Genomic DNA, 21451 nt, shown 5'->3' with positions numbered 1-21451 from the left:
AAAGAGAGTCAGCTCGACATGAGCCACGAACTGCGTGTCCCCCAGCTCGGTGTGACCATGACCGAGGGCGAGATCACCGAATGGGTGGTCGAGAACGGTGAGACCGTCACCGAGGGCCAGGTGCTGTACGTCCTCGCGACCGACAAGACGGAGACCGAGATCGAGTCGCCCGCGGCCGGTGTCGTCGAGGTCCTGGGCAAGGAAGGGGAGACGTACCAGGTCGGCACGGTGATCGGCCGTATCGGCTGAGGACGCGACGCCACCAGGACGGCGCGGGGCCGCGTCCGTCGGCAGGCCCCGCAGGGGGAGGGCCTCCGGGTCACTCCCGTGCGGGGCCCGCTGTCACGAGTGCCCTGGTGAGTTCGTCGATGAAGGTGTGCACGTCGCCGAGCGACCACAGTGCGCCGACGGACCGGTGGAGGAGGACACGACCGTGGACGGAGGACCACACGGACACCGCGGCGGTCTCCGGGTCCTGCGAAAGCCGCAGACCGGTCTCGGCCAGCCCGGACACAGCGGTGCGCCAGCGCGCCGCGACCTGCTCCACCCCGGTTTCGTTCGGTGCTCCGTCGGAGAACATGACGGAGAACCAGCCGGGGTGCTCCTGGGCGAAGCCGGCGTAGGCGTGGGCCAGCGCGGCCAGACGATGTTCCGGCGCCCGGTCGCGGTGGGCCTCCTCCGCGTGATCGAGTGTCTCCAGCAACTGGCTGAAGAACCGGTCTATCACCGCCTGGGTGAGGCTCTCCTTGTCCGCGAAATGGCGGTAGATCGCGGGGGCGGTGACGCCGGCCTCGCGGGCCACCTCCCTCATCGACAGCGGCACCGGCCGCATCCGGTCCTCGTCGGCCACCAGACGGCTCATGGCGTCGAGGATCTCGGTGCGCAGGCGGTCGCCGGATCCCCGGGCGTTGCGGGCTCTGCGACCGCCGGCCTGGGCGGTGCTCACGTGCTGGGACATGACTCCAGCCTGACACAGCTGGTCGACCGACCGTGTCGTGTGTCAACTCACATCTTGATCCAGCAAGTTGGAGCTGGAAAAATAAGTAAACGAACGTAAATTGATAACCGTTCATTTACTCACGCGGCGCTCCGCCCCCGGACACCGCCCGCCGACAAGGGGAACCCTCATGAAGATCGTCATCCACGAGGAGAAGTGCTGCGGCGCGGGACAGTGTGTCCTGGTCGCCCCCGAGGCCTTCGACCAGCGCGACGAGGACGGTGTCGTCGTCCTGCTCGACGCCGCGCCGGCCGACGACCAGCTGGAGACCGTCCGCAACGCCGCCGCCGTGTGCCCCGCCGCCGCGATCGAGGTCGAGGCGTGAGCACACCGGACCAAGTCGTGGTCGTCGGCGCCGGTTCGGCCGGGCTCGCCGCAGCCGAGGGACTGCGCCGGGGAGGGTTCACCGGCCGGCTGACCCTCATCGGCGACGAGCCGCACCTGCCCTACGACCGCCCGCCACTGTCCAAACAGTTCCTGTCCGGTGAGTGGGACGTGGACCGGCTCAGGCTGCGGCAGCCCGGGGTCTACCCGGCCTTGGACGTGCACCTGCGCACCGGCGTGACGGCCACCGCGCTCGACACCGGCAACCGGGAAGTGGTCTTCACGGACGGAAGCCGCGAGAGCTACGACGAGGTCGTCGTCGCCACCGGTGTGCGCGCCCGGGCGCTGCCGGGCACCGACCACATGCCGGGGGTCCATCTGCTGCGTACCCTGGACGACGCCGTCGCGCTGAAGTCCGCCCTGGCGGCCAGGCCGCGGCTGGTGATCGTCGGCGGCGGCTTCATCGGGGCGGAGGCGGCGTACGTCGCCCGGGCTCTCGGCTGCGAGGTCACGATGGTCACCGACCAGCCCGTGCCGCTCGCCGACGCCGTGGGCGCCGACATCGGGGCGATGCTGACGAGGCTGCACCGGGAGAACGGCGTACGGATCGAGACGGGTGTCCTGGTGGAAGGCGTTGTCACGGACGGCTTCCGGGCCACCGGGGTGTGCCTCGCCGGCGGCCGCACCCTACCCGCCGACGCCGTGATCGTCGGCATCGGCGCCCGGCCCAACGTCGAATGGCTCTCGGGCAGCGGCGTCCCGGTCGGCGACGGTGTCGAGTGCGACGAGCGCCTGTACGCCGGGAACGGGGTGTGGGCCGCCGGAGACGTGGCCTCGTGGCCCGACCCGGACACCGGGGAGCGGCTGCGGATCGAGCACCGCACCAACGCCGGCGAACAAGGACTCGCCGTCGCCCGCAACATCCTGGCCGGACCCGGCGCGGCGGTCCCCTTCCGCACGGTCCCGTACGTCTGGTCCGACCAGTACGACCTGAAGATCCAGATACACGGACGCACCCGCGGCGCCGACGAGGTGCGCATCGTCGACGGCAGCCTGGAGCAGCGGCAGTTCACCGCCTTGTACCGGAGCAAAGGCCGGGTCACCGCGGCCCTGGGCGTGAACATGATGCGCCCGCTGCGCGCCCTGCGCCCCCTCGTCGCCGAACACGCCGACTGGGACACCGCGCTGGCGGGCCTTGTCACGCCCGCGGCCTGAACCACACCCACTCCCCCCAGGAGTCTCACATGACCACAGTGACCGAATCCGCGAACGCCGCGGAAGCACCCGCCTTCCCACTGCACCGCGGCTGCCCCTTCGCCCCGCCGGAGCAGGCCACCGCCTACCGCGAGGCCGGCGCCCCGCACCGGGTCACCATCTGGAACGGCGACCAGCCCTGGCTGATCACCCGGCACGACCAGATCCGGCAGGTGCTGAGCGCGACCGACCGGTTCGGCGCCGACGTCACCGCGCCCGGCTTCCCCAACACCAGCAGTGCGCAGCCCGCCGTCGAAGGCGACATCTTCTTCCGCAAGGACGGCGCGGAACACCTGCCCATACGCCGCATCCTGAACCCGGACTTCACCGCCAAGCGCTCCGAGTCGCTGCGGCCGCGCATCGTCGAACTCACCGACCAACTGATCGACGACCTCCTCACCCGGACCGAGCGTCCCGCCGACCTGATCGACGCCTTCGCCCTGGCCCTGCCCACCGTCGTCATCTGCGAGGTCCTCGGCGTGCCCTACGAGGAGCGGCACACCGTGCACGAGTCCTCGAAGAAGTTCGTGGAACTCGACGCCCCGCACGAGGAGAAGCTGGCGGCCATGGCGGCGCTGCACGCCAACCTCACCCAGCACATGGAGCGCAAGCGCACCACCCCCGACGACGCACTGCTGTCCCGCCTGGTCAACACCCATGTGGACGAGCGCGGCGACTTCACCTTCGAAGAAGCCGTGCGCCTGGGCATGCTCGTGATCGGCGCGGGTCACGAGACCACGGCCAACATGATCGGCCTGGGCGTCCTGGCCTTCCTGCGCGAGCCCGAGCAGCTGCGCATCCTGCTGTCCGACCCCGCCAAGTACGCCCCCACGGCGGTCGAGGAGATGATGCGCTACTGGAGCATGGTGCAGACCGAACCCCGCCGTGTCTGCCTCCAGGACACCGAGGTCGGCGGCGTGCTGATCAAGGCCGGCGAGGGCGTCATCTGCAACCTGCCCGCGGCCAACCGGGACCCCGAGGTCTTCGCCGATCCCGAGGTCCTGGACATCACCCGCACCGAACGCATGCACATCGGTTTCGGTTTCGGCGTCCACCAGTGCCTCGGACAGAACCTCTCCCGCGTGGAGATGCAGGTCGCCTGGCCGCGCCTGTTCGAGCGCGTGCCCTCGCTCCGTCTCGCCGTCGACGAGAGCGAACTGCACTTTCACAACGACGCCCTCACCTACGGGCTCGACACGCTGCCGGTGACCTGGTGAGCGAGGCCGGAGCGAAGGACAACTTCGCTCACCTGGAGGAGGTCGGCACGGCCACCCAGGCGGAGGTCATGGCCTACCCGCCGCCGGAGCGGCTGCGGGAGCAGCTGAAGGCGCTCGGCATCTCGGAGGAGTCCCTCACCCCGGCGACCGGCTCCCTCGCGGACCTCGCCAACAAGGTCGTCTTCGGCGACATCTGGAACCGCCCGGGCCTCAGCCGCCGCGAGCGCCGCATCGTGACCCTCACCGCGCTGGCCATGCACGGCCAGATGGCGGCGCACGGCACGCTGCACGTGAAGGCGGCCCTGGACAGCGGCGACCTTACCGCCGAGGAACTGCGGGAGATCGGTGTGCAGCTGGCGCCGTACGCGGGGTGGCCGCTGGCCACCGGCTTCTCCTGGGTGGTCGACGAGGAGGACGCCAAGCGTGGGACCGGCTCGGACGGCCCGGCAACGAGCGGCTCGGACACGACAGAGGAGAATCAGGCATGACACAGAGATTGGCCGGCCGGACAGCGGTCGTCGTGGGCGGCGGCCAGACCCCGGGTGAGACCATCGGCAACGGCCGCGCGGCGGCCCTGACGTACGCCCGCGAGGGTGCCGACGTCCTGGTCGTCGACCGCGACCTGGACTCGGCCGAGGAGACCGCCGAGCTGATCCGCAAGGAGGACGGCACCGCGCTGGCCCACCGGGCGGACATCACCGTCGAGGCGGACTGCGAGAGCATCGCCCGCGCCGCGCTCGACGCCTACGGGCGGATCGACATCCTCCACAACAACGTGGGTGTGGTGCCGGCCGGCCGAACCGAGGACCTCTCGGCCGGGGCATGGCGCAGGGGCTTCGAGATCAACCTCACCGGCATGTGGCTCACCTGCAAGGCCGTGCTGCCGCACATGCGGGAACGCGGCAGCGGTGCCATCGTCAACATCTCCTCGATGGCCGGGCTGCTCGCGGGCGGCGAGACCATCGCGTACAACACCTCGAAGGCGGCGGTCCACTCGCTCACCCGCAGCCTCGCCATCGAGTACGCCCCGCACGGCGTGCGGGTGAACTGCGTCGCTCCCGGCATGATGGACACCCCCATGGGCGTCGACGCCAACGCCCGCGCGGGCGGTGTCTCGCGCGAGGAGGTGGCGGCGAAGCGGGCGGCCATGGTCCCGATGCGCCGCCAGGGCAACGGCTGGGACGTGGCGCAGGCGGCCCTGTTCCTCGCCTCGGACGAAGCGGCGTTCATCACCGGTGTCGTGCTCACGGTGGACGGCGGGTTCTCGCTCAGGGCGGGCATCCAGTAGCGGCACGGGACCGCGGACGGGCGGGTCGTACACATGCAGTGCACGACCCGCCTTTTCCGTGTCGCTACGGTCGGACCAGAACCTTGACGTGCGCGGCCGCGTTGTCGACCAGCTCCTGGTACCCCTTCTCCGGCGCCTCCTCCAGCACGATGCGGTCGGAGACGAGAGGCGACGGGTCGAGCCGTCCTTCGCTGATCGCCGTGATCACTGCGGGGAAGTCCGGGCCGTTGTAGCCGAAACTGCCGGTGAAGTTGATCTCGGCCATCATCAGCCGGTTCGGGTCGAACTCGGCGGGCCGCCCGGCGGCCACGGTGACGGCGGTGCCGCCTTTGCGCAGTACGCCGATGAGCGCGTCGACCGCCGGCTTCCCGGCTCCGGAGGCCTCGAAGGAGGCATCGACCCCGCCGGGTACCGCCTCGTGGACGCGTGCGACCACGTCTTCGACGGTGGGGTCGAGAACGAGGTCCGCCCCGAGTGCGCGCGCGATCTCCTTCCGGGCCGGGCTGACCTCGCTCACGGCGACGAATCCGGCTCCCTGGGCCTTGGCGGCCAGCAGCAGTCCGAGACCGATGGGTCCACCACCCACGACGACGGCCGTGCCGCCGACGCCGAGACCGCTGCGGCGCACGGCATGCCAGGAGACCGTCAACGGTTCGACCAGGGCGGCTGTCTCAGGGGTGATGCCGGCGGGCACGATATGAGCCTTCTCGGCCGGGATCACCACGTACTCGGACATGCCGCCGCCACCACCCATCACGCCGATGAAGCCGAAGGCGTCACAGAGGTTGTACTCGCCGCGCAGACACGCCGCGCAGGTTCCGTCGGACACCAGGGGTTCAGCCGCGATCAGTGTGCCTTCCTCGAGTCCGAGCGCCGCGGGGACGTCGTCGGCGATCTCGACGACACGTCCCGAGAACTCGTGGCCGAGGACGAACGGCTTCGGATCCGCGAGCGTGGGGTTCACGTAGTCCTCGGGCAGCGCGTCGTGCAGATAGCTGTGGAGGTCCGTCCCGCAGATTCCCGCCCACTCGACCTTGACCTTGACGGTGCCGGGACGCAGTAGGGGTTCGGGAACGTCGTCGAGGCGGACGTCGCGGGGGCCGTGGAGACGCAATGCACGCATGGGGATGTCCTTTCCAGCCGTATGCCGGACGCACCGACATTTATGGCACGCTGCGACCTTAACATTTACGGCGTGAAGTGTCATTAACTCTGGGCCGGTCGAATGTGATCTCCCTGCATTGACTTACTTACGAGTCGGTCGGTACGTTGCTCGCACTGCGGCGGCACCGGTAATGGCTGCCGGTTGCGAAACGTCGGACGCTGACCGAGCGCAGGAGTCGTCATGTTCATATCCGTCTTCATGGGACCGGCCTCCCGGACCCCGGCCGAAGACCTTCCTCTGATCGACCTCTGTCTGGAGCAGGCGGTGGCTGCCGCACAGGCGGGGTGCTGCATGGTCACCTTCGGCGAACAGCACTTCAACAACTACGAGCCCTACGCGAATCCGTTCATGATGGCCGCGCGGCTGGCTCCCGACCTGGGCGGCACCTGGTTCGGGACCACGATCGTCCCGCTTGTGCTGAACCATCCGCTGCGCGTGGCCGAGAACGCGGCCGTCGCCGATGTGCTCACTCGCGGCCGCTTCCTCATGGGTCTGTCGGCGGGACGGGTCGGCTTCTCCCCGGACTTCGCCAACTTCGGCATCGACCCCGCCCGGCGCGACGCCGTCTTCGACGCCAAGCTGGACATCCTGCTGCGCGCCCGGGCCCACCGGGAGGAGGACGGTCCGCTCTCCTTCGAGACGCCCTGGGACACCTGCGCAATCAGCGGCCGTCTGATGCCAATGTCCTACCGCTCGGGCGGACCGCAACTGGCCATCGGCACGAACACCGACGCCACCATCGAGCGCTTCGCCGAGCTGGGCTGGCCGCTCTTCCTCGGCCCCTGTCACCCCCGAATGGCGGCCCGCAAGCTCAAGTTGCACCGGGACACGATGGCCGAGGCGGGGCTGCCGCGGTCGGTCGTCGACGACGCGACCTCGAAATCCTTCGTCACGCGGCACGTCATCGTCGGCACGACCGAGGACGAGGCGTGGGAGCGGGCGGAGTTGATGGCGGGCCGGGCCCCCATGATGGACCGCAGCGCGGATCCACGATCGCTGCGCGAACTCGCCCGGGCTCCGTTCGACCCGACAGCGATGCACGATCCGCGCAACCGCAACGCGGCGCACGTCCAGTCCTGGATCATCGCGGGCACGCCCGACCAGGTCACCGAGCAGATACTCGACTACGAGAAATCCGGCATCCCGCACCTCAACACCCGCTTCACGGTGGGCACGTACAACCCGGACGCGATCCGTGACTCGTTCGGACTCTTCTCCCGCGAGGTTGTGCCCATGCTGTCCCCGCAGCTCTTCGCGGACCTGGAGCCGGCCGAGGTCAGCGCCGAGTACCGCACCGGCACGGTGGGGGAGGGGCGGTCATGAGGATCGACGTCCACGCGCACTACTTCCCGCGGTCCTTCGCCGACCTCCTCGCCGCGAACGGGCGGCCCGACCTGCGGTTCATCGGCCAGTCCGACGACCTCGGCGAGCGAGTTCGGGAACTCGACGTGGCCGAGATCGACATCCAGATCCTCAGCGCCGTCGGCCCCAGCCTCGTGGTCCCCGAGCCGGACGCCGCGCTGCGCGCGGCCCGCCACCTGAACGACGCCTACGCCGCAACCGTCGACCGGCACGGTGGACGGTTCCAGGCATTCGGCCATGTGCCGCTCAACCACCTGGAACACGCCGTCTCGGAGACGGACCGCTGCCTCGGCGAACTCGGCTTCGCCGGAATCGCACTGCCCTGCTCGGTGGACGGGGTCGCCATCGACGATCCGCGTTTCGAGCCGTTCTGGGCGAACGCCGCCCGCCACCGGGCAGTCGTGTACGTCCACCCTGTCGGCAGCGACTCCGCCTGCCACCCGGGACTGGACGACTGGCAACTGCACACCGCGTTCGGCAGTCCCACGCAGATCGCCGCGGCTCCCGTACGGGTCGTGTACTCCGGACTCGCCCGCCGCCACCCCGCCCTGCGTTTCGTGTTCGCGATGGGAGCGGGCACCCTGCCCTTCCTCTGGCCGAGGATCGAGGTCAACCTCCGGCGCGGTCTGACCCTCAGCGCCACCAAGGCGGTCGGCGCGGGCTACTTCGCCTGGATCGACGACCTGGGGCTGGATTCGGACGACCCGATGGGGCCCCTGCGGAACTTCTGGTACGACACGGCCGTCCAGGACATCCCGGCCGCACTCCTCGTGGCCAAGGAGACCGTCGGCACCGATCGGCTGCTCCTCGGCAGTGACGCGATCTTCGCCTCCGCCGTCAAGGCCGTCACCTACATCGAGAACTCCGCGTACCTCACCGAGGAGGAGAAGACCTCGATCCTCGACACCAACGCCCTGTCCCTCTTCGACTTCGCGCAGACGGTGCGATGAGCACGGTGGTGCCGGACGTCCTGGCCTTCAAGGAGACGCTGTCCACCTTCTGTTCCGGGGTCGTCGTCGTCACGGGTCTCGACGGCGCCGAACCGGTCGGCATGACCTGCCAGTCCTTCACCTCGCTGTCGCTCGATCCGCCCCTGGTGTCGTTCGCCGCGGCGAGGACCTCCACCAGCTGGCCACGCATCCGACGGGGCGGCGCCTTCGCCGTCAGCATCCTGGCCGCCGACCAGGCAGCGGTCAGCGCCTCCTTCGCGGCCTCCGGGGCCGACAAGTTCGCGCGCCATCCGTGGCACCCGGGCGCCACCGGGCCGCCCCTGATCGACGGCGCGCTCGCCCACGTCGAGTGCGCACTCACCGTCGTCCACGACGCGGGCGACCACCAACTGGTCGTGGGACGTGTCCTCGCCCTGAGCACCCGCAAGGACGCGACCGACCCGCTTCTGTTCTTCCGGAGCTCGTACCGATACCTGCGCTGAGAGGTCCGCCTTGTCCACCGACGCCCCGGACGGCACCGCCGCCCCGGCCGCGGCGAAACCGGTGGTGCCACCGGAATCCCACCGCGTACCCGCCCGTTTCCTCGCCCCCTACGCCGCCGCCACGCTCGGCATGTGGATGGCGATCCTCACCCCCGTCATCCTGACCCTGGCGGTCAAGGTCGAACGCATCGCGCCCGACGGCAAGGAGACGGCGCTCTCCGCCGTCCTCGGTGCCGGGGCCGTGCTCGGCCTGCTCTGCAATCCGATCTTCGGACAGCTGAGCGACCGCACGACCTCCCGCTGGGGCAGGAGACGCCCCTGGCTCGTCGGAAGCGTGGTGACCGGCACCGGCGGGCTCGTCGTGACAGGCACTGCCACCAGCCTGCCGGTCCTCCTGCTCGGCTGGTGCGTGACGCAGGCCGCGTTCAACGCCATGCTCGCCACGATGTTGGCGCTGCTGCCGGACCACGTACCGGCTCCCCGCCGGGGCCTGGTCTCCGGCGTCCTGGGTGTCTGCCAGGCACTGGCGGCCGTCAGCGGCGCGGCCCTCGCCCAGATCACCGGCCCGCACTCCGCGATGGCCTTCGTGATCCCCGGCCTGGTCGCCTGCGCGACCTGCGGATGGCTCGTGGCCGTGCTCCCCGACCGGCGGCTGAAGGGGCCCGCCCGCTCGCCGTTCTCCTGGCGCGAGCTGCTGCACAGCTTCTGGGTGGACCCGCGCCGCCACCCGGACTTCGCCTGGGCCTGGCTCAGCCGCTTCATGATCTTCATGGCGATCTCTTCGGTCCTCAACTACCAGGTGTACTACCTCACCGACCAGCTCGGACTCAGCAAGGACGAGAGCACCCGCATGGTCGCCGTCGGGATCGCCGTACAGACCGGTGTGGTGGTGGTCGGGAGCTACCTCTTCGGCTGGCTGTCGGACCGTCTGGCGCGACGTAAACCGTTCGTCGTGACGGCCGCGGCGATCGGCGCGGCGGGTCTGCTCACCCTCGCCCTCGGGCAGTCCGTCACCTGGTTCCTGTGCGCCATGGCACTCGTCGGTCTGGGGCAGGGCGTCTACTTCGCCGTCGACCTCGCCCTTGTCACCGACGTCCTGCCCGACAGCCGCACGCGTGCGGCCAAGGACCTGGGAGTCATCAACATCGCCAACATCCTGCCCCAGTCGATCGCACCCGCCTTCGCGCCCGTGTTCATCGGACTGGGCGGTGGTGACAACTACACCGCGCTCTTCCTCGCCGGCACCGCCTTCGCGGTCGCCAGCGCCGTGACCATCGTCCCGGTACGTGGCGTACGCTGATCACATGTCAGAACAGACTGACGAGTCGGTAGCCTCGTCGAGTACGCCGAGGGAAGCCGGCCGGCCCCGCAACCGCTCCGCCCGCCAGCTTGAGGAGAGCGCACGGCACAAGGCCCGCATCGTCCAGGAGGCGATGATCGTCTTCGCCGAGGCCGGCTTCGCGCAGACGACCCTGGCCGACATCGGCAAGCGCGTGGGGCTCAGCCGCCAGGGCATCCTGCACCACTTTCCCTCCAAGGACGCCCTGTTCGAGGCCGTCATCGAGGAACTGCACGCCTGGGGCAGGGCGCAGGTGGAGCGGCACCTCACGGGCGACGGTCTGCCCGCCATGCGGGAACTGGCCGCCTTCCTCGGCCGCTCTCCCGCGTCGCGCGTCCCGTTGCGGCTCATCCACGTGCTGGAAGGCGAGGCCGCGGCCGGCAACCCGGCCGCCCTCGCCTACACCGCACGCCGGTCCCAGCTGGTACGCGCGGAGGTGAGGGTGCGACTGGAGCGCAGCGTCGCGGACGGCGAGATCGCCCCCGGCACCGACGTGGAGGCTGTCAGTACGCTCGTCGCGGCGGCCATCAACGGGCTGCAGACCCAGTGGCTGCTGGAGCCGGACATCGACACGATCGCGGCGTTCGACGTCCTCCTGACGACGCTGACGGCCCAACTGGCGCCGAGGAAGGTCTGACGCCGGCCCGTTTCACCGCACACCCCGGACCCGCAGGATCGTCAGCCCGGCGCCCACCGCGAACAGCACCCCGACCAGGAAGAGCGCCGTGTAGTTCTGCCCGGCACGGTCGGTGAGGGAGAACAGCGGCACGGCCAGGAAGAGAGGGGCGAAGGCGGGAGCGACGGACTGCGGGATGAGGTTGGCCATGCCGAGGACGCCGAGGTCCTTCGCGGCGTCCTGGTCCTTGTTCGGCAGCACGTCGGCGACGAGTGCGAGATCGATCGCGAAGTAGGTGCCCTGGCCCAGCCCGAGGAGCGCCATCGCCAGAAGGAAGAGTGGCACCGAGGCGGGGTCGGGCGGTGCGAACGCGACGATGGCCAGGCCGGCGCTCGCGACCAGGGCGGACGCGAGGACGAACACCTTGCGTCGGCGCAGCCGGTCGGAGAGCGGTCCGACGGTCATGCTGACCAGGACGACCACGACCGTCTGGATGCCGATGGCCGCCGGTACGAGGTCCGTCGCCTCCGCTTCGGTCAGGCCGAGGTGGGAGGTCAGGTAGAAGATCTGGTAGTTCAGCACGAACGATATTGCCATGAACATGGCAAATCGACTGATCCATGCCCAGCCGAAGTCGGGAAACCTGCGGGGGTCCACCCAGAAGCTGCCCGCGAACTCGCGGAGGCTGAACGCGGGCCGCTCCGCTCTCGTCAACCGCCTGTCGGGCAGGACGACGGCGGCGATGGTGACGAGTACGAGCGCGATCGTGGTCGGGACGATGATCGCCAGCATGAGCGAGACCTGCGAGAGGCCGCCGACGAGGGCGACCCCGAGTACGGCGGCGACGGCCTGGGTGACGCCGAACAGTCCCGATATCCGGCCGCGGTGCTCGGCGGGGACCTGGTCGGGCATGGTCGCCAGCAGGACCGCCATGGTCGCGTTGACGCCGATCTGGTTGATGGACCATCCGACGGTGGCGAGGCCGACGTCCGAGGAGAGGCCGAGCACGACCGCACCGGCCAGTGACAGGAGTGCCCCGATCACGAGCCACGGCCTGCGCATGCCGACGCGCCAGGTCGTGCGGTCGGAGATGCGCCCGAAGACCGGGTTCGCGAGGATCCCGAACACCGCTCCGACGCCGAGCACCACGGACAGAGTGGTCCCCTGCGAACTGCGGTCGGGGTTGATCTCGGCCACCTTGAGGGGCAGCGACACGATCACGGGCGTGAGTGTCGCGATCCACAGCCCGAGGCTCGCCAGGGCGAAGGTGACGACGAACCCGCGTCCCGGCCGGCCCTGCGGAGGGGACTTCGACGCATCGTGGCTGAGCAGGGGTTGGTCCGTGGTCATCGTCGGCTCCTCGACATTGAGGGGAACGGTCGGCCCCGCGGATGTGCCAGCCGTGGCCGTCAGCCGGGCAGTGGGATCCGGGCGCGCAGGAAGTCGGTGACCGCGCCGGACAGCATGTGGATGAACGACTCCCAGTCGCGCTCGGTGTGTTCGGAGAAGGTGACGCGGGGGCGGGCCTTGAGCACGAGCATCGAGAAGACGATCTCCATCGCGAACTCCAGGTGCGCCCGTCCCGTCCGGCCGGTCCCGGTCCCGGTGACGGGTTCGAGGACGGACCGGAACTCCTCACTGAGCCGGTTCATCGCCGTCGCGCCGGCCCCCTTCTCCGCCTCGTTCTCCTCCTCCTGCCGGTCCAGTCGCAGCAGGGCCGGGCCGTGCCGTCGGAAGACGTGGGCGATGGCCTCCACGGCGACGAGAACGGCCTCGTCGAGGGTTCGCGCGCCCGCCGCCCGGGCCCTCTCGAAGGCCGCGTCCTGGTCCTCGCCGACGGTCGCGACGAGGCGTCGGCGGGTGTAGTCGAGCAGGGCCTCACGATGGGGGAAGCGCAGGTAGAACGCTCCGCGGCTGACACCTGAGCGCCGCTCCACGCTCCCGACGGTGACGGCGTCCCAGCCGCCCTCGACGAGCAGCTCGACGCTCACCTCGTAGATGCGTTCGAGCTTGTCGCGGCTCCGGTCCTGTTGCGGTGCACGGAGTGCGTCGGCCATGGGGTGTCTCCTCGGAAAGCGCGTGCCGGTGTGGGTCGGGCCGCGCCGGGTGGTCGGCGGTGGAGGAATCTTGACAGACCAAACTGAACCAGTCCAGTCTGGTTTCTCGATCGGGGCAGACGTGAAAAGCCGTCAGGACCGCTGACGGCCGATCACAGGGCCGTCGGGACCGTAAGCCGCAGAACCGTCAGAACTGCCGAGGACCGTCGCAGGCCGTGGAGGCAACACTTGGTCACCGTCGATGTGCACGCCCATCACCTGCCGACCGTGCTGGGTGAACGTTTCACCGCCTTGAGCGGACGTCCGTACCCGCTTCGGCACTCCGAGGACCAGTCCCGCCGTATCGCCGATCTCGACCAAGCAGGCGTGGACCGGCAGGTGCTGGGGCTCGGCGCGGTCCAGCCGTACTGGTCCGACCGCCGGGCCGCCGTCGAGGGCGCGCGGTTCGCCAACGACCTGTACGCCCGCACGGTCGCCGACCACGACGACCGGCTCCGTGCCTTCGCCGCCGTGCCGCTGCCGCACCCGGACGACGCGATCGCCGAGGCGGTCCGCTGCCTCGACGACCTGCGCTTCGACGGGATCGGCCTGGGCTGTTCGGCCGACGGAGTCCCGCTCGACGATCCACGATTCGATCCGCTCTGGGCCGAGCTGGACGCCCGGTCCGCCGTCGTCCACCTCCATCCGGGAGTCGCGAACGGTCTCGGAGTGGGTGTGGCGGACCATCCGATGCTGCTCGGCCCAGTGTTCGGATCACCCGCCGAGACGGCGATCGCGGTCACGCGGCTCGCGCTCGCCGGGGTCATGACGCGCTTCCCGCACGTCCGGCTGCTGGTCGGCGCCATGGGCGGGACCCTCCTCGTGGCCCGGGCGAAACTCGCCGAGAGCCTCGAGCGCGGGTCCCAGCACGGCAACGGCTTCGACGCGCCCGGGGTGCTCGCGGCGCTGGACGGCCTGTGGTTCGACACGTCGTCCATCGACCCGGTGCTGACCCTGGCCGCCCGGGAGGCCGACGCGGTCGGCCGGCTCGTGTTCGGGTCGGACACCCCGTGGGGCAGCGCCACCCGGGTCACGAACGAACTCCGGAGCCGGCTGACCCCGTCCGAGGTGGACGCGGTGCTCGCTCGCGGAGCGGACCTCCTCGGAAAGAAGGTGCTCTGATGTACATCGGTTGCTTCCTGGGGCCCACCGGCCGCGGAGCGGCGGACGACCTGCCGCTGATCGACTTCTGCCACGACATGGCGCTTGCCGCCGACAAGGCGGGCTTCGCGCTGGTCAACGTCGGCGAGCAGCACTTCACCGGCTACGAGCCCTACAGTTCGCCGTTCATGATGGGCGCGCAGCTGGCCCGCCACCTCGAACGGGCCTGGTTCGGCACCACCGTGGTCAACCTCGCCTACCACAACCCGATCGCGCTGGCCGAGCAGGCCAACCTCATCGACCTGCTCACCCGCGGCAAGTGCTTCCTCGGCCTGTCCACCGGCCACCTGCCCTTCATCGCGTCGCAGTGGGGGGTCCCCGCGTCCTACGGCAAGGAGGTGGCGCTGCAACGGATCGAGGTGGCCCTGCGGGCGTGGGCGAAGGAGCCCGGCGACGAACCGCTGGAATGGCGGACCGACCTGGAGGAGGGCGTCCTCGCGCTGCGGGTCATGCCGGTCGGGTACCGCAGACAGCACCCGGTCATCGGATTCGCCACCAACACGGACGCCACCATCGTGCGCGCCGGTACGCAGGGCTGGCCCGTCGCGCTGGGGCGCTACAACCTGGCCGAGGCCGCCCGCAAGATGAAGATCTACCGCGACGCGCTCGACGCCGCCGCGCACCCGGACGACGTACGCACGGAGTGCCTCGCGCTGTCGAGCGTGACGAAGGCGATCGTCATCGCCGACACCGACGAGGAGGCGTGGCGGATCGCGGAGCGGCAGTTGCGGGGCTTCATGAACTTCACCTACTCCGTGGCCACCCGGCGCAAGCTGGCGGACACCCGGTCCATGAAGGAGCTGTGGGACGACACCGTCGAAGGGCCGGTCGACATCGCCAACAGCACGTTCACCGCACCCGAGTGGATCCAGGCCTCCGCCGTCGTCGGCAGCCCCGAGACCGTGGCCCGCCAACTGCTCGAGTACGCCGACGCGGGCGTCGCCGGCATCAACGCCCGCTTCGTCTACGGCGACTTCGACGCGGCCGAGGCCTGGCGCGGGTTCAACCTCTTCGCCGAGCAGGTCATGCCCCTGGTCGGCGCCCGGCAGATTCCCGGACCGGCGCGCGAGCGCATCCGTCCCGAGCACCTCGGCACCGGTGCCGCGACCGCCGAGCTGGCGCACCTGTTCCGGTGAGGCCCGCGCGCTGCCGGACGACCTGAACGGAGCACCATGTACTTCTCCCTGTTCCTCGGCCCGGGCGTGCGTGGCCCGCACGAGGACCGGCTCGCCATCACCCTCGGCATCGAGCAGGCGGTCGCGGCCGACGCGGCCGGCTTCACCGCGGTCTACGTCGGTGAACAGCATTTCAACAACTACGAACCGTACGCCGACGGCCTGACCATGGCCGCGTTCCTGGCGGGACGCCTGCGGCGGGCCTACCTGGGGACCAGCGTCGTACCCCTGGTCCTGCACCATCCGCTGTTCATGGTCGAGCGGGCCAATCTGCTGGACCAGCTCACCGGTGGCCGTTTCATCCTGGGCATGTCGGGCGGGCGACCACGAGAGGGCAAGGTCTGGCACAAGCACGACCTGGCGCCGGAACAGCGCGCCAGGCTGTTCGACCAGAAGCTGGCGGTGATGCTCAGGGCCTGGGCGCACCAGGTGGAGGACGGGCCCCTGGAGTTCGCCACCGACGACGAGCACGGCGTCATGGAGGGCCGCATCATGCCGGCCCCGTACCGGCTGCCGCATCCGCTGTACGCCATCGGCACGAACACCCCGGCGAAGATCGTCGAGGCGGGCCGACAGGGGCAGAAGGTCCACCTCGGGCCCTTCGATCCCGGTGGCGCCGCCCGGTTGGCGGCGCTCTACCGTACGAGCATGGAGGAGGCCGGGCATCCGGCCGGTCTGGTCGAGGAGAACCTGCGCTGGCTCATCCACACCAAGATCGTCCTTGTCGGCGAGACGGACGACGAGGCATGGAAGGCGGCTGAGCACCTGCTCACCGGCCCCATGGTCATGGCGCCGTGGGTCCGGCGCGATCCCGCCCAGGAGGGCTGGCCGCTGCGCAGGATCTACCGGTCGGACCCCGGCCCGTTCGCCCCCGCGATGGGGGTCCCGGAGAGCCAGGCGGCTTTTCTGCGCCGCACCGTCGTCGTCGGCAGCCCGGAGACGGTCGCCGCCGAACTGGCCGGCTACCGGGCGGCCGGCCTGCCGCACGTGCACCTGCGCTTCGTTTTCGGCTCGCTCGACGATCCCGACGTCTTCCGCCGCTCGTTCCAACTGTTCACCGAGGAGGTCATGCCCCGCCTGGGAGTCGACACGATCGCCGCCCCGGGTGGAGAAGAAATACGAACCGTCTGACCGGCGGTCCGGTGGTCGGCTCCGGCCGAGCAGCCGGCCTCGCCCGGGGCGCCGACGTGTTCCCCGGTCGGCCACGGCGTCTGCCCGCCTCGGCCAACTCGCCGCGCGTATCACCGAAGTGCGGGGACGGGCCGAGGCCGAGCAGGGGCCGGACGCCGGCCTCGACTTCCAGGTCCAGACCCCGGCGAGCGGCTACATGGCAGCGGGCGGCTCCGACGAGGAACACCGTGACTACCTGGGCCGGCTCCAGGACGCCGGAGTCACCTCGTTCGTGGTGGCCACCGGGCGACAGCGTCGAGGTGGTTGGGGCGGCGCTGCATACGTACGCGGACGCCTTCCTCGGCAAGGCCGCCCAGGTGCGGTGACGGGCGGCCGCCGGTACCTCACCGGAGGGGAGCATCCTCCGGGCCGCGATCGGGTCACGGGCTCGAAGGCCGCGTGCCGTACCGCATGCGCAAGGCGTCCACGACAGTCCGCAGCCCCGGTACGCGGCTCTCGGCCTTCGGCCGCCACGCGATGCCGGCCCGCAGTACCAGCGCCGGTTCGTCGAGTGGAACGACGGTGAAGTGCGGAGGGGCGAAGATGCGTGCCGCAGGGGTGTCGGCACTCATGGTCGTGAGGGAGAGTACCCCCGTGCGCAGCACATGGGCGGCCATCTGCACGACGTCGTTGTGCGGCAGTGGGACATGACGGGTGACACCTGCCTCCAGCAGAGCGGTCCGCGTCTCGCCCATCACCTGTGGGTGCACCTTGGGCGAAGTCACCAGGACCTGTCGTTGCCTCAGATCACGTAGCCTGAGCGAGCTGTGGCCGGCGAGGGCGTCATCGGACCGCATCGCGACGCCGTAGGGCGCGCGTGACAGCAACAGGCTCTCCACCCCCTCCGTGTCCACGGGCAGGTGCACCACCGCGAGGTCGACACGGTCCGCGGACAACATGACCAGCGTCTCCGCCGAAGGCGCGAGGGTCACCGGCAGATCGGCGTCCGGCAGTACCCGGTGGTACGTCTCAAGCACCCGGTCCAGCACCACCGCCGGTGCCAGCGGCGCCGCCCCGATCCGGCACCGGGGCACATCCACATGCTCGTCCGGAAGCCCGCGCAGCGTGTCGAAGACATTCACCGCGTCCTGTGCGCGCTCTCTGAACAGCTCGCCGAACTGCGTCAACTCGACGTGGTGGTGCTCCCGGACGAAGAGATCGCGCCGCAACTCCTGCTCCAGCTCGCGGATCCTGCGGCTGAGCGGGGAGGCCGTGATGTGGAGCCGTTCCGCCGCATGGCCGAAATGAAGTTCGTCCGCCACCGCCAGGAAGTACCGGAGCTGCTGGATGTCCACCGGCTCAGTAGAACACCAACCCCGGCCACCACTGACGCAGGCCCCCGGCCACGTTGCGGCTTCGCACACGAGCACGTCACTGAATCGGACATGTACATGTGTCCTGACCGGGGGCCACGCTGAAGGCGTAACGCGGTGTTCATACGAAGCACACGCGTGGCATGCGTACGAAACGGTACGGGCGACGTCCCTGCCACCCGTACGCCCCTCACACGCAGGTACGTCAACGGCTCGGTCGAGCCGTCAGGACGCCATGCCTGGCAGGCTCTGGAGGAGCGGATGACGCGAACAGCGGACGACGGCGCGCGGCGGGGACCGCTGCGCGGTCTGACCGTGGTGGACACCACGGACGGCCGGGGTGAGACAGCCGGGCGCTTCCTCGCCGACCTGGGCGCGGATGTCATCCTGGTGGAACCCCCGGGCGGAGCGGCGGCACGCCGGCGCGCACCCCTGCACGACGGGACGAGCCTCTACTTCGCCACCCACAACGCCAACAAGCGCGGCCTGACGCTCGACACGGAGACCGACGAGGGCCGCGCCGCCCTGCTGCGGCTCCTGGACAGGGCCGATATCTGGATCGAGTCGGACCGGGCCCGGGGCGAAGGCCTCGATCACGCGTCCCTGGCCCGCCGCAACCCCGCGATCGTCCTGCTCACCATCACGGACTTCGGGCTAACCGGCCCGTACCGCGACCACGTGGCGACGGACGCCGTGCACGCCGCACTCGGCGGGGCGCTGTGCCGCTCCGGGCTGCCCGGCCGCCCGCCCCTGCCTCCGCCGGGTTCCCTGGGCGCCGAATCGGCGTGCCTCCAGGCCGCGTACGTCGCGCTCCTCGCCCACTTCTCCGCCCTCACCACAGGCCTGGGCGACCACATCGACTTCTCCCTGCACGAGGGCATCGCCCAGGTCATCGACCCCGGGTTCGGTATCGGCGGTTCCGCCACGGGCGGGCTGCGTGCCGTTGACCTGCCCCGGGGCAGGCCCTCCGCCGGACACATGTACCCGATCTTTCCCTGCGCGGACGGATCGGTGCGGATCTGCGTGCTCAGCCCGCGCCAGTGGCGTGGAATGCGCGCCTGGATGGGAGAGCCGGAGGAGTTCGCCGACCCGCGCTACGAACAGCTGGGAGTGCGGTTCAAGGAGGCGGACCGCATCCACGCCCGTATCGGCGAACTTTTCCGAGACCGCACCCGCGACGACCTGGCGGCCGAGGGACAGCGCCACGGTGTTCCGATCGCCGGCCTGCTCGACGCCGGTGAGGTCCTGCGCGCCGACCACTATCTGGCGCGGGGTGCGCTGCAGGACGTGGAGGTGGCGCCGGGCCTGGACGGCCGCATGCCCACCGGTTTCCTGGAGGTCGACGGCCACCGGGCAGGCCTGCGCCACCGCGCGCCCCTGCCGGGGGAGCACAACGAGGAGATACTCGGCGCCCCCGCGACCGAACCGCGCGCGCCCGGCAACTGGGGCAGCACCGCCGCCATCGGCGCCGGTGCCACCGGGCGGCGGCACCCGCTGGCCGGCCTGCGCGTCCTGGATCTCGGTGTCATCGTCGCCGGAGCCGAACTGGGCAGGCTGCTCGCCGACCACGGCGCCGACGTCATCAAGGTCGAGAACAAGGCGTTCCCCGACGGCGGCCGGCAGTCGCGCACCGGTGAGGTCATCACCGCCTCCAGCTCCTGGGGCCACCGCAACAAGCGCAGCCTCGGGCTGAACCTGCGTTCCCCCGACGGCGTCGAGCTGTTCAAGCGGCTGGTCGCGGAGAGCGATGTGGTGCTGTCCAACTTCAAGCCCGGCACCCTGGAGTCCCTCGGCCTCGGCTACGAGACCCTCCGCGAGATCAACCCCCGCCTGGTGATGGCCGACAGCAGCGCCCTCGGTTCCAGCGGCCCCTGGAGCAAGCGCATGGGCTACGGTCCGCTGGTGCGGGCGGCGACCGGTCTCAGCGACCTGTGGCGGTACCCCGACTCACCCGGCCAGGGCCACAGCGACGCGGTCACCATCTACCCGGACCATGTGGTCGGCCGCGTCGGTGCCGCCGCCGTGCTCGCCCAGCTGATCAGGCTGCACCGGACCGGCACGGGAGGCACGGTCAGCATCTCCCAGGCCGAGATCATCCTCGGTGCCCTGGCGGACCGGCTGCTCGGCGAGTGGCTGAGCCCCGGCTCCCTTGCTGCCGGGCAACTCGGCTCCGACGCGCCCGACGGGGTCTTCCCGTGTGCAGGCGACGACGAGTGGTGCGTGGTGTCCGTACGGGACGACGCGGACTGGCGGCGGCTCTGCGCGGCCATCGGCAGGCAGGACCTGGCGGCGGACCCGGCCCTGGCCGACGCGGCCGGCCGCGTCGCCCACCGGGACCGTATCGCCGAGGCCGTGGCAGAGTGGACGCGCTCGCGCGCCCCGCGCGACGTCATGGATCTCCTGCAGAGCGCCGGAGTCCCGGCCGGGGCCATGCTGAGGGTCGGTGAACTGCTCACCGACCCGCACCTCGCCGAACGTGGCTTCTTCGCCCGGCTGCGCCAGCCCACCCTGAGCGAGGCGCTGCCGACCGAGGCCCGCCCCGCGCACTCGCTGCGGCTGGCCGATCCGCCGCTTCGGCCCGCGCCCCTCCAGGGCCAGCACACCCGCGAGCTGAGCGGAGAACTGCTGGGCCTCAGCGAGGAGCGGACCGACGAACTCATCGCCGACGGAGTGCTTGAGGTGATGGCGGACCGGGAGCGGGAGGAACTGCTCGAAGCCACGCGGCGGGCGGTCCTCGTCGAGGACCGAGGGCACGTCCGGGTCGTCACCCTCAACCGGCCCGAAGCCCGCAACGCCGTCGACCAGGAACTCTCCCTGCTCCTCGGCACCGCCCTGGAGGAGGCCGAAGCCGACCCCGTCGTACGCGCCGTCGTGGTGACCGGCGCCGGGGACAAGGCGTTCTGCGCCGGCGCGGACCTCAAGGCGGTGGCCCGCGGCGAGACCATCATCCCGCCGGGCCGCGAGGCCTGGGGATTCGCCGGATACGTCGACCACCCCATCGGCAAACCGGTCATCGCGGCGGTCAACGGCTTCGCCCTGGGCGGCGGTACGGAGATCGCGCTCGCCAGCGACCTGGTGGTCGCCGCCGACACCGCAGCCTTCGGACTGCCCGAGGTACGGCGCGGCATCATCGCCGCGGCCGGCGGCGCCTTCCGCCTGGTCGCGCAGCTGCCGCCCAAGGTGGCCATGGAACTGCTCCTGACCGGCGACACGCTGAGCGCCGCCGAGGCGAAGGACCTGGGACTCGTCAACCGCGTCGTACCGCAGGACCGCGTGCTGGCGGAGGCCGTGGCCCTCGCGGAGCGCATAGCCGCCAACGCGCCTCTCGCGGTCCAGGCCAGCAAACGTATCGCCAAGGGCATCTCGGACGGCTCTGTCGCCGCGGAGGAGGACCGCTGGTCCCACTCCCACGCCGAGGCCCGCGCGGTGATGCGGTCCGCCGACGCGAAGGAAGGGCCCCGCGCCTTTGCTGAGAAGCGGGCCCCCGTCTGGCAGGCCCGCTGAACCCCCGTACCTTCCTCCGTCCCATGCAGAAGGCCCGC

21 protein-coding genes are annotated in these 21451 nt (G+C 70.6%); 16 read left to right on the top strand and 5 right to left on the bottom strand.

What is annotated here, in order from left to right; all coding sequences use genetic code 11:
• The first annotated feature begins 18 nt into the window (after positions 1-18).
• Entirely contained in the window at positions 19-249 is a 231-nt protein-coding gene (locus ACIP79_RS01690; protein ID WP_401217839.1) for a biotin/lipoyl-containing protein, read from the top strand.
• A gap of 70 nt (positions 250-319) precedes the next feature.
• Here ACIP79_RS01690 and ACIP79_RS01685 read toward each other — a convergent pair whose 3' ends face one another.
• Positions 320-958, bottom strand: coding sequence for a TetR/AcrR family transcriptional regulator (locus ACIP79_RS01685; protein WP_401217837.1), 639 nt, complete (start codon positions 956-958; stop codon positions 320-322).
• Between the two features lie 169 nt (positions 959-1127).
• Between ACIP79_RS01685 and ACIP79_RS01680 the strand changes: the two genes are divergently transcribed.
• Genes ACIP79_RS01680 through ACIP79_RS01660 form a run of 5 tightly spaced genes read left to right on the top strand, consistent with a single transcriptional unit; the run spans position 1128 to position 5080 of the window.
• Positions 1128-1322, top strand: coding sequence for a ferredoxin (locus ACIP79_RS01680; protein WP_401217834.1), 195 nt, complete (start codon positions 1128-1130; stop codon positions 1320-1322).
• The gene (locus ACIP79_RS01675; protein ID WP_401217831.1) at positions 1319-2536 is read left to right on the top strand and encodes an NAD(P)/FAD-dependent oxidoreductase; all 1218 of its coding nucleotides are present in this window, start codon (positions 1319-1321) and stop codon (positions 2534-2536) included. The genes ACIP79_RS01680 and ACIP79_RS01675 overlap by 4 nt, the downstream gene beginning before the upstream one ends.
• Positions 2537-2565: 29 nt before the next feature.
• Positions 2566-3792, top strand: a complete 1227-nt coding sequence (locus ACIP79_RS01670; RefSeq protein WP_401217829.1) for a cytochrome P450 — start codon at positions 2566-2568, stop codon at positions 3790-3792.
• Positions 3789-4280, top strand: a complete 492-nt coding sequence (locus ACIP79_RS01665; protein WP_401217826.1) for a carboxymuconolactone decarboxylase family protein — start codon at positions 3789-3791, stop codon at positions 4278-4280. The genes ACIP79_RS01670 and ACIP79_RS01665 overlap by 4 nt, the downstream gene beginning before the upstream one ends.
• Positions 4277-5080, top strand: a complete 804-nt coding sequence (locus ACIP79_RS01660; RefSeq protein WP_401217823.1) for an SDR family NAD(P)-dependent oxidoreductase — start codon at positions 4277-4279, stop codon at positions 5078-5080. Before ACIP79_RS01665 ends, ACIP79_RS01660 begins: the two co-directional genes overlap by 4 nt.
• A 64-nt stretch (positions 5081-5144) precedes the next feature.
• On the opposite strand, the gene ACIP79_RS01655 is transcribed toward ACIP79_RS01660, so the two are convergent.
• On the bottom strand, positions 5145-6203 hold the full coding sequence (locus ACIP79_RS01655) for a zinc-binding dehydrogenase (RefSeq protein ID WP_401217820.1): 1059 nt from the start codon (positions 6201-6203) through the stop codon (positions 5145-5147).
• Positions 6204-6425: 222 nt separating this feature from the next.
• On the opposite strand from ACIP79_RS01655, the gene ACIP79_RS01650 reads away from it, so the two are divergent.
• From ACIP79_RS01650 to ACIP79_RS01630, 5 genes are read left to right on the top strand one after another with little or no spacing between them, the layout of a single operon-like run.
• Positions 6426-7568 carry an LLM class flavin-dependent oxidoreductase gene (locus tag ACIP79_RS01650; protein WP_401217817.1) on the top strand — a complete coding sequence of 381 codons (1143 nt, stop codon included), beginning with the start codon at positions 6426-6428 and terminating at the stop codon, positions 7566-7568.
• Positions 7565-8557 carry an amidohydrolase family protein gene (locus ACIP79_RS01645; protein ID WP_401217814.1) on the top strand — a complete coding sequence of 331 codons (993 nt, stop codon included), beginning with the start codon at positions 7565-7567 and terminating at the stop codon, positions 8555-8557. The genes ACIP79_RS01650 and ACIP79_RS01645 overlap by 4 nt, the downstream gene beginning before the upstream one ends.
• Complete coding sequence (locus ACIP79_RS01640) at positions 8554-9039, top strand: flavin reductase family protein (RefSeq protein ID WP_401217811.1); 486 nt, start codon at positions 8554-8556, stop codon at positions 9037-9039. The genes ACIP79_RS01645 and ACIP79_RS01640 overlap by 4 nt, the downstream gene beginning before the upstream one ends.
• Before the next feature lie 10 nt (positions 9040-9049).
• A complete protein-coding gene (locus tag ACIP79_RS01635) occupies positions 9050-10339 on the top strand; it encodes an MFS transporter (RefSeq protein WP_401217809.1) in 1290 nt (429 codons plus the stop codon).
• A gap of 4 nt (positions 10340-10343) precedes the next feature.
• On the top strand, positions 10344-11015 hold the full coding sequence (locus ACIP79_RS01630; RefSeq protein WP_401217806.1) for a TetR/AcrR family transcriptional regulator: 672 nt from the start codon (positions 10344-10346) through the stop codon (positions 11013-11015).
• 12 nt (positions 11016-11027) lie between these two features.
• Here ACIP79_RS01630 and ACIP79_RS01625 read toward each other — a convergent pair whose 3' ends face one another.
• Together ACIP79_RS01625 and ACIP79_RS01620 are read right to left on the bottom strand one after the other, a co-directional pair.
• Entirely contained in the window at positions 11028-12344 is a 1317-nt protein-coding gene (locus ACIP79_RS01625) for an MFS transporter (protein ID WP_401217803.1), read from the bottom strand.
• A 59-nt stretch (positions 12345-12403) separates the two neighbouring features.
• Complete coding sequence (locus tag ACIP79_RS01620; RefSeq protein WP_401217800.1) at positions 12404-13051, bottom strand: TetR/AcrR family transcriptional regulator; 648 nt, start codon at positions 13049-13051, stop codon at positions 12404-12406.
• Positions 13052-13279: 228 nt separating this feature from the next.
• Here ACIP79_RS01620 and ACIP79_RS01615 point away from each other — a divergent pair, with 228 nt between their 5' ends.
• The 4 genes from ACIP79_RS01615 (at position 13280) to ACIP79_RS01600 (ending at position 16922) form a co-directional block, all read left to right on the top strand.
• A complete protein-coding gene (locus ACIP79_RS01615) occupies positions 13280-14212 on the top strand; it encodes an amidohydrolase family protein (protein ID WP_401217797.1) in 933 nt (310 codons plus the stop codon).
• Positions 14212-15387 (top strand): LLM class flavin-dependent oxidoreductase, encoded by a 1176-nt coding sequence (locus ACIP79_RS01610; protein WP_401217794.1) that lies wholly within the window; start codon positions 14212-14214, stop codon positions 15385-15387. The genes ACIP79_RS01615 and ACIP79_RS01610 overlap by 1 nt, the downstream gene beginning before the upstream one ends.
• Positions 15388-15423: 36 nt before the next feature.
• Positions 15424-16557 (top strand): LLM class flavin-dependent oxidoreductase, encoded by a 1134-nt coding sequence (locus ACIP79_RS01605; protein WP_401217791.1) that lies wholly within the window; start codon positions 15424-15426, stop codon positions 16555-16557.
• Positions 16558-16784: 227 nt separating this feature from the next.
• Complete coding sequence (locus tag ACIP79_RS01600; RefSeq protein WP_401217788.1) at positions 16785-16922, top strand: hypothetical protein; 138 nt, start codon at positions 16785-16787, stop codon at positions 16920-16922.
• Between the two features lie 54 nt (positions 16923-16976).
• Here the strand turns inward: ACIP79_RS01600 and ACIP79_RS01595 are convergent, their stop codons facing one another.
• Positions 16977-17891 (bottom strand): LysR family transcriptional regulator, encoded by a 915-nt coding sequence (locus tag ACIP79_RS01595; protein ID WP_401217785.1) that lies wholly within the window; start codon positions 17889-17891, stop codon positions 16977-16979.
• A gap of 279 nt (positions 17892-18170) precedes the next feature.
• Here ACIP79_RS01595 and ACIP79_RS01590 point away from each other — a divergent pair, with 279 nt between their 5' ends.
• Positions 18171-21413, top strand: coding sequence for a crotonase/enoyl-CoA hydratase family protein (locus ACIP79_RS01590; protein ID WP_401217782.1), 3243 nt, complete (start codon positions 18171-18173; stop codon positions 21411-21413).
• Positions 21414-21451: the final 38 nt, after the last annotated feature.

Source organism: Streptomyces sp. NPDC088747 (genome assembly GCF_044751025.1).
Lineage (GTDB): Bacteria > Actinomycetota > Actinomycetes > Streptomycetales > Streptomycetaceae > Streptomyces.
The sequence above is the reverse complement of the archived record's forward strand: the minus strand, read 5'-3'. Positions and strand labels throughout refer to the sequence as shown.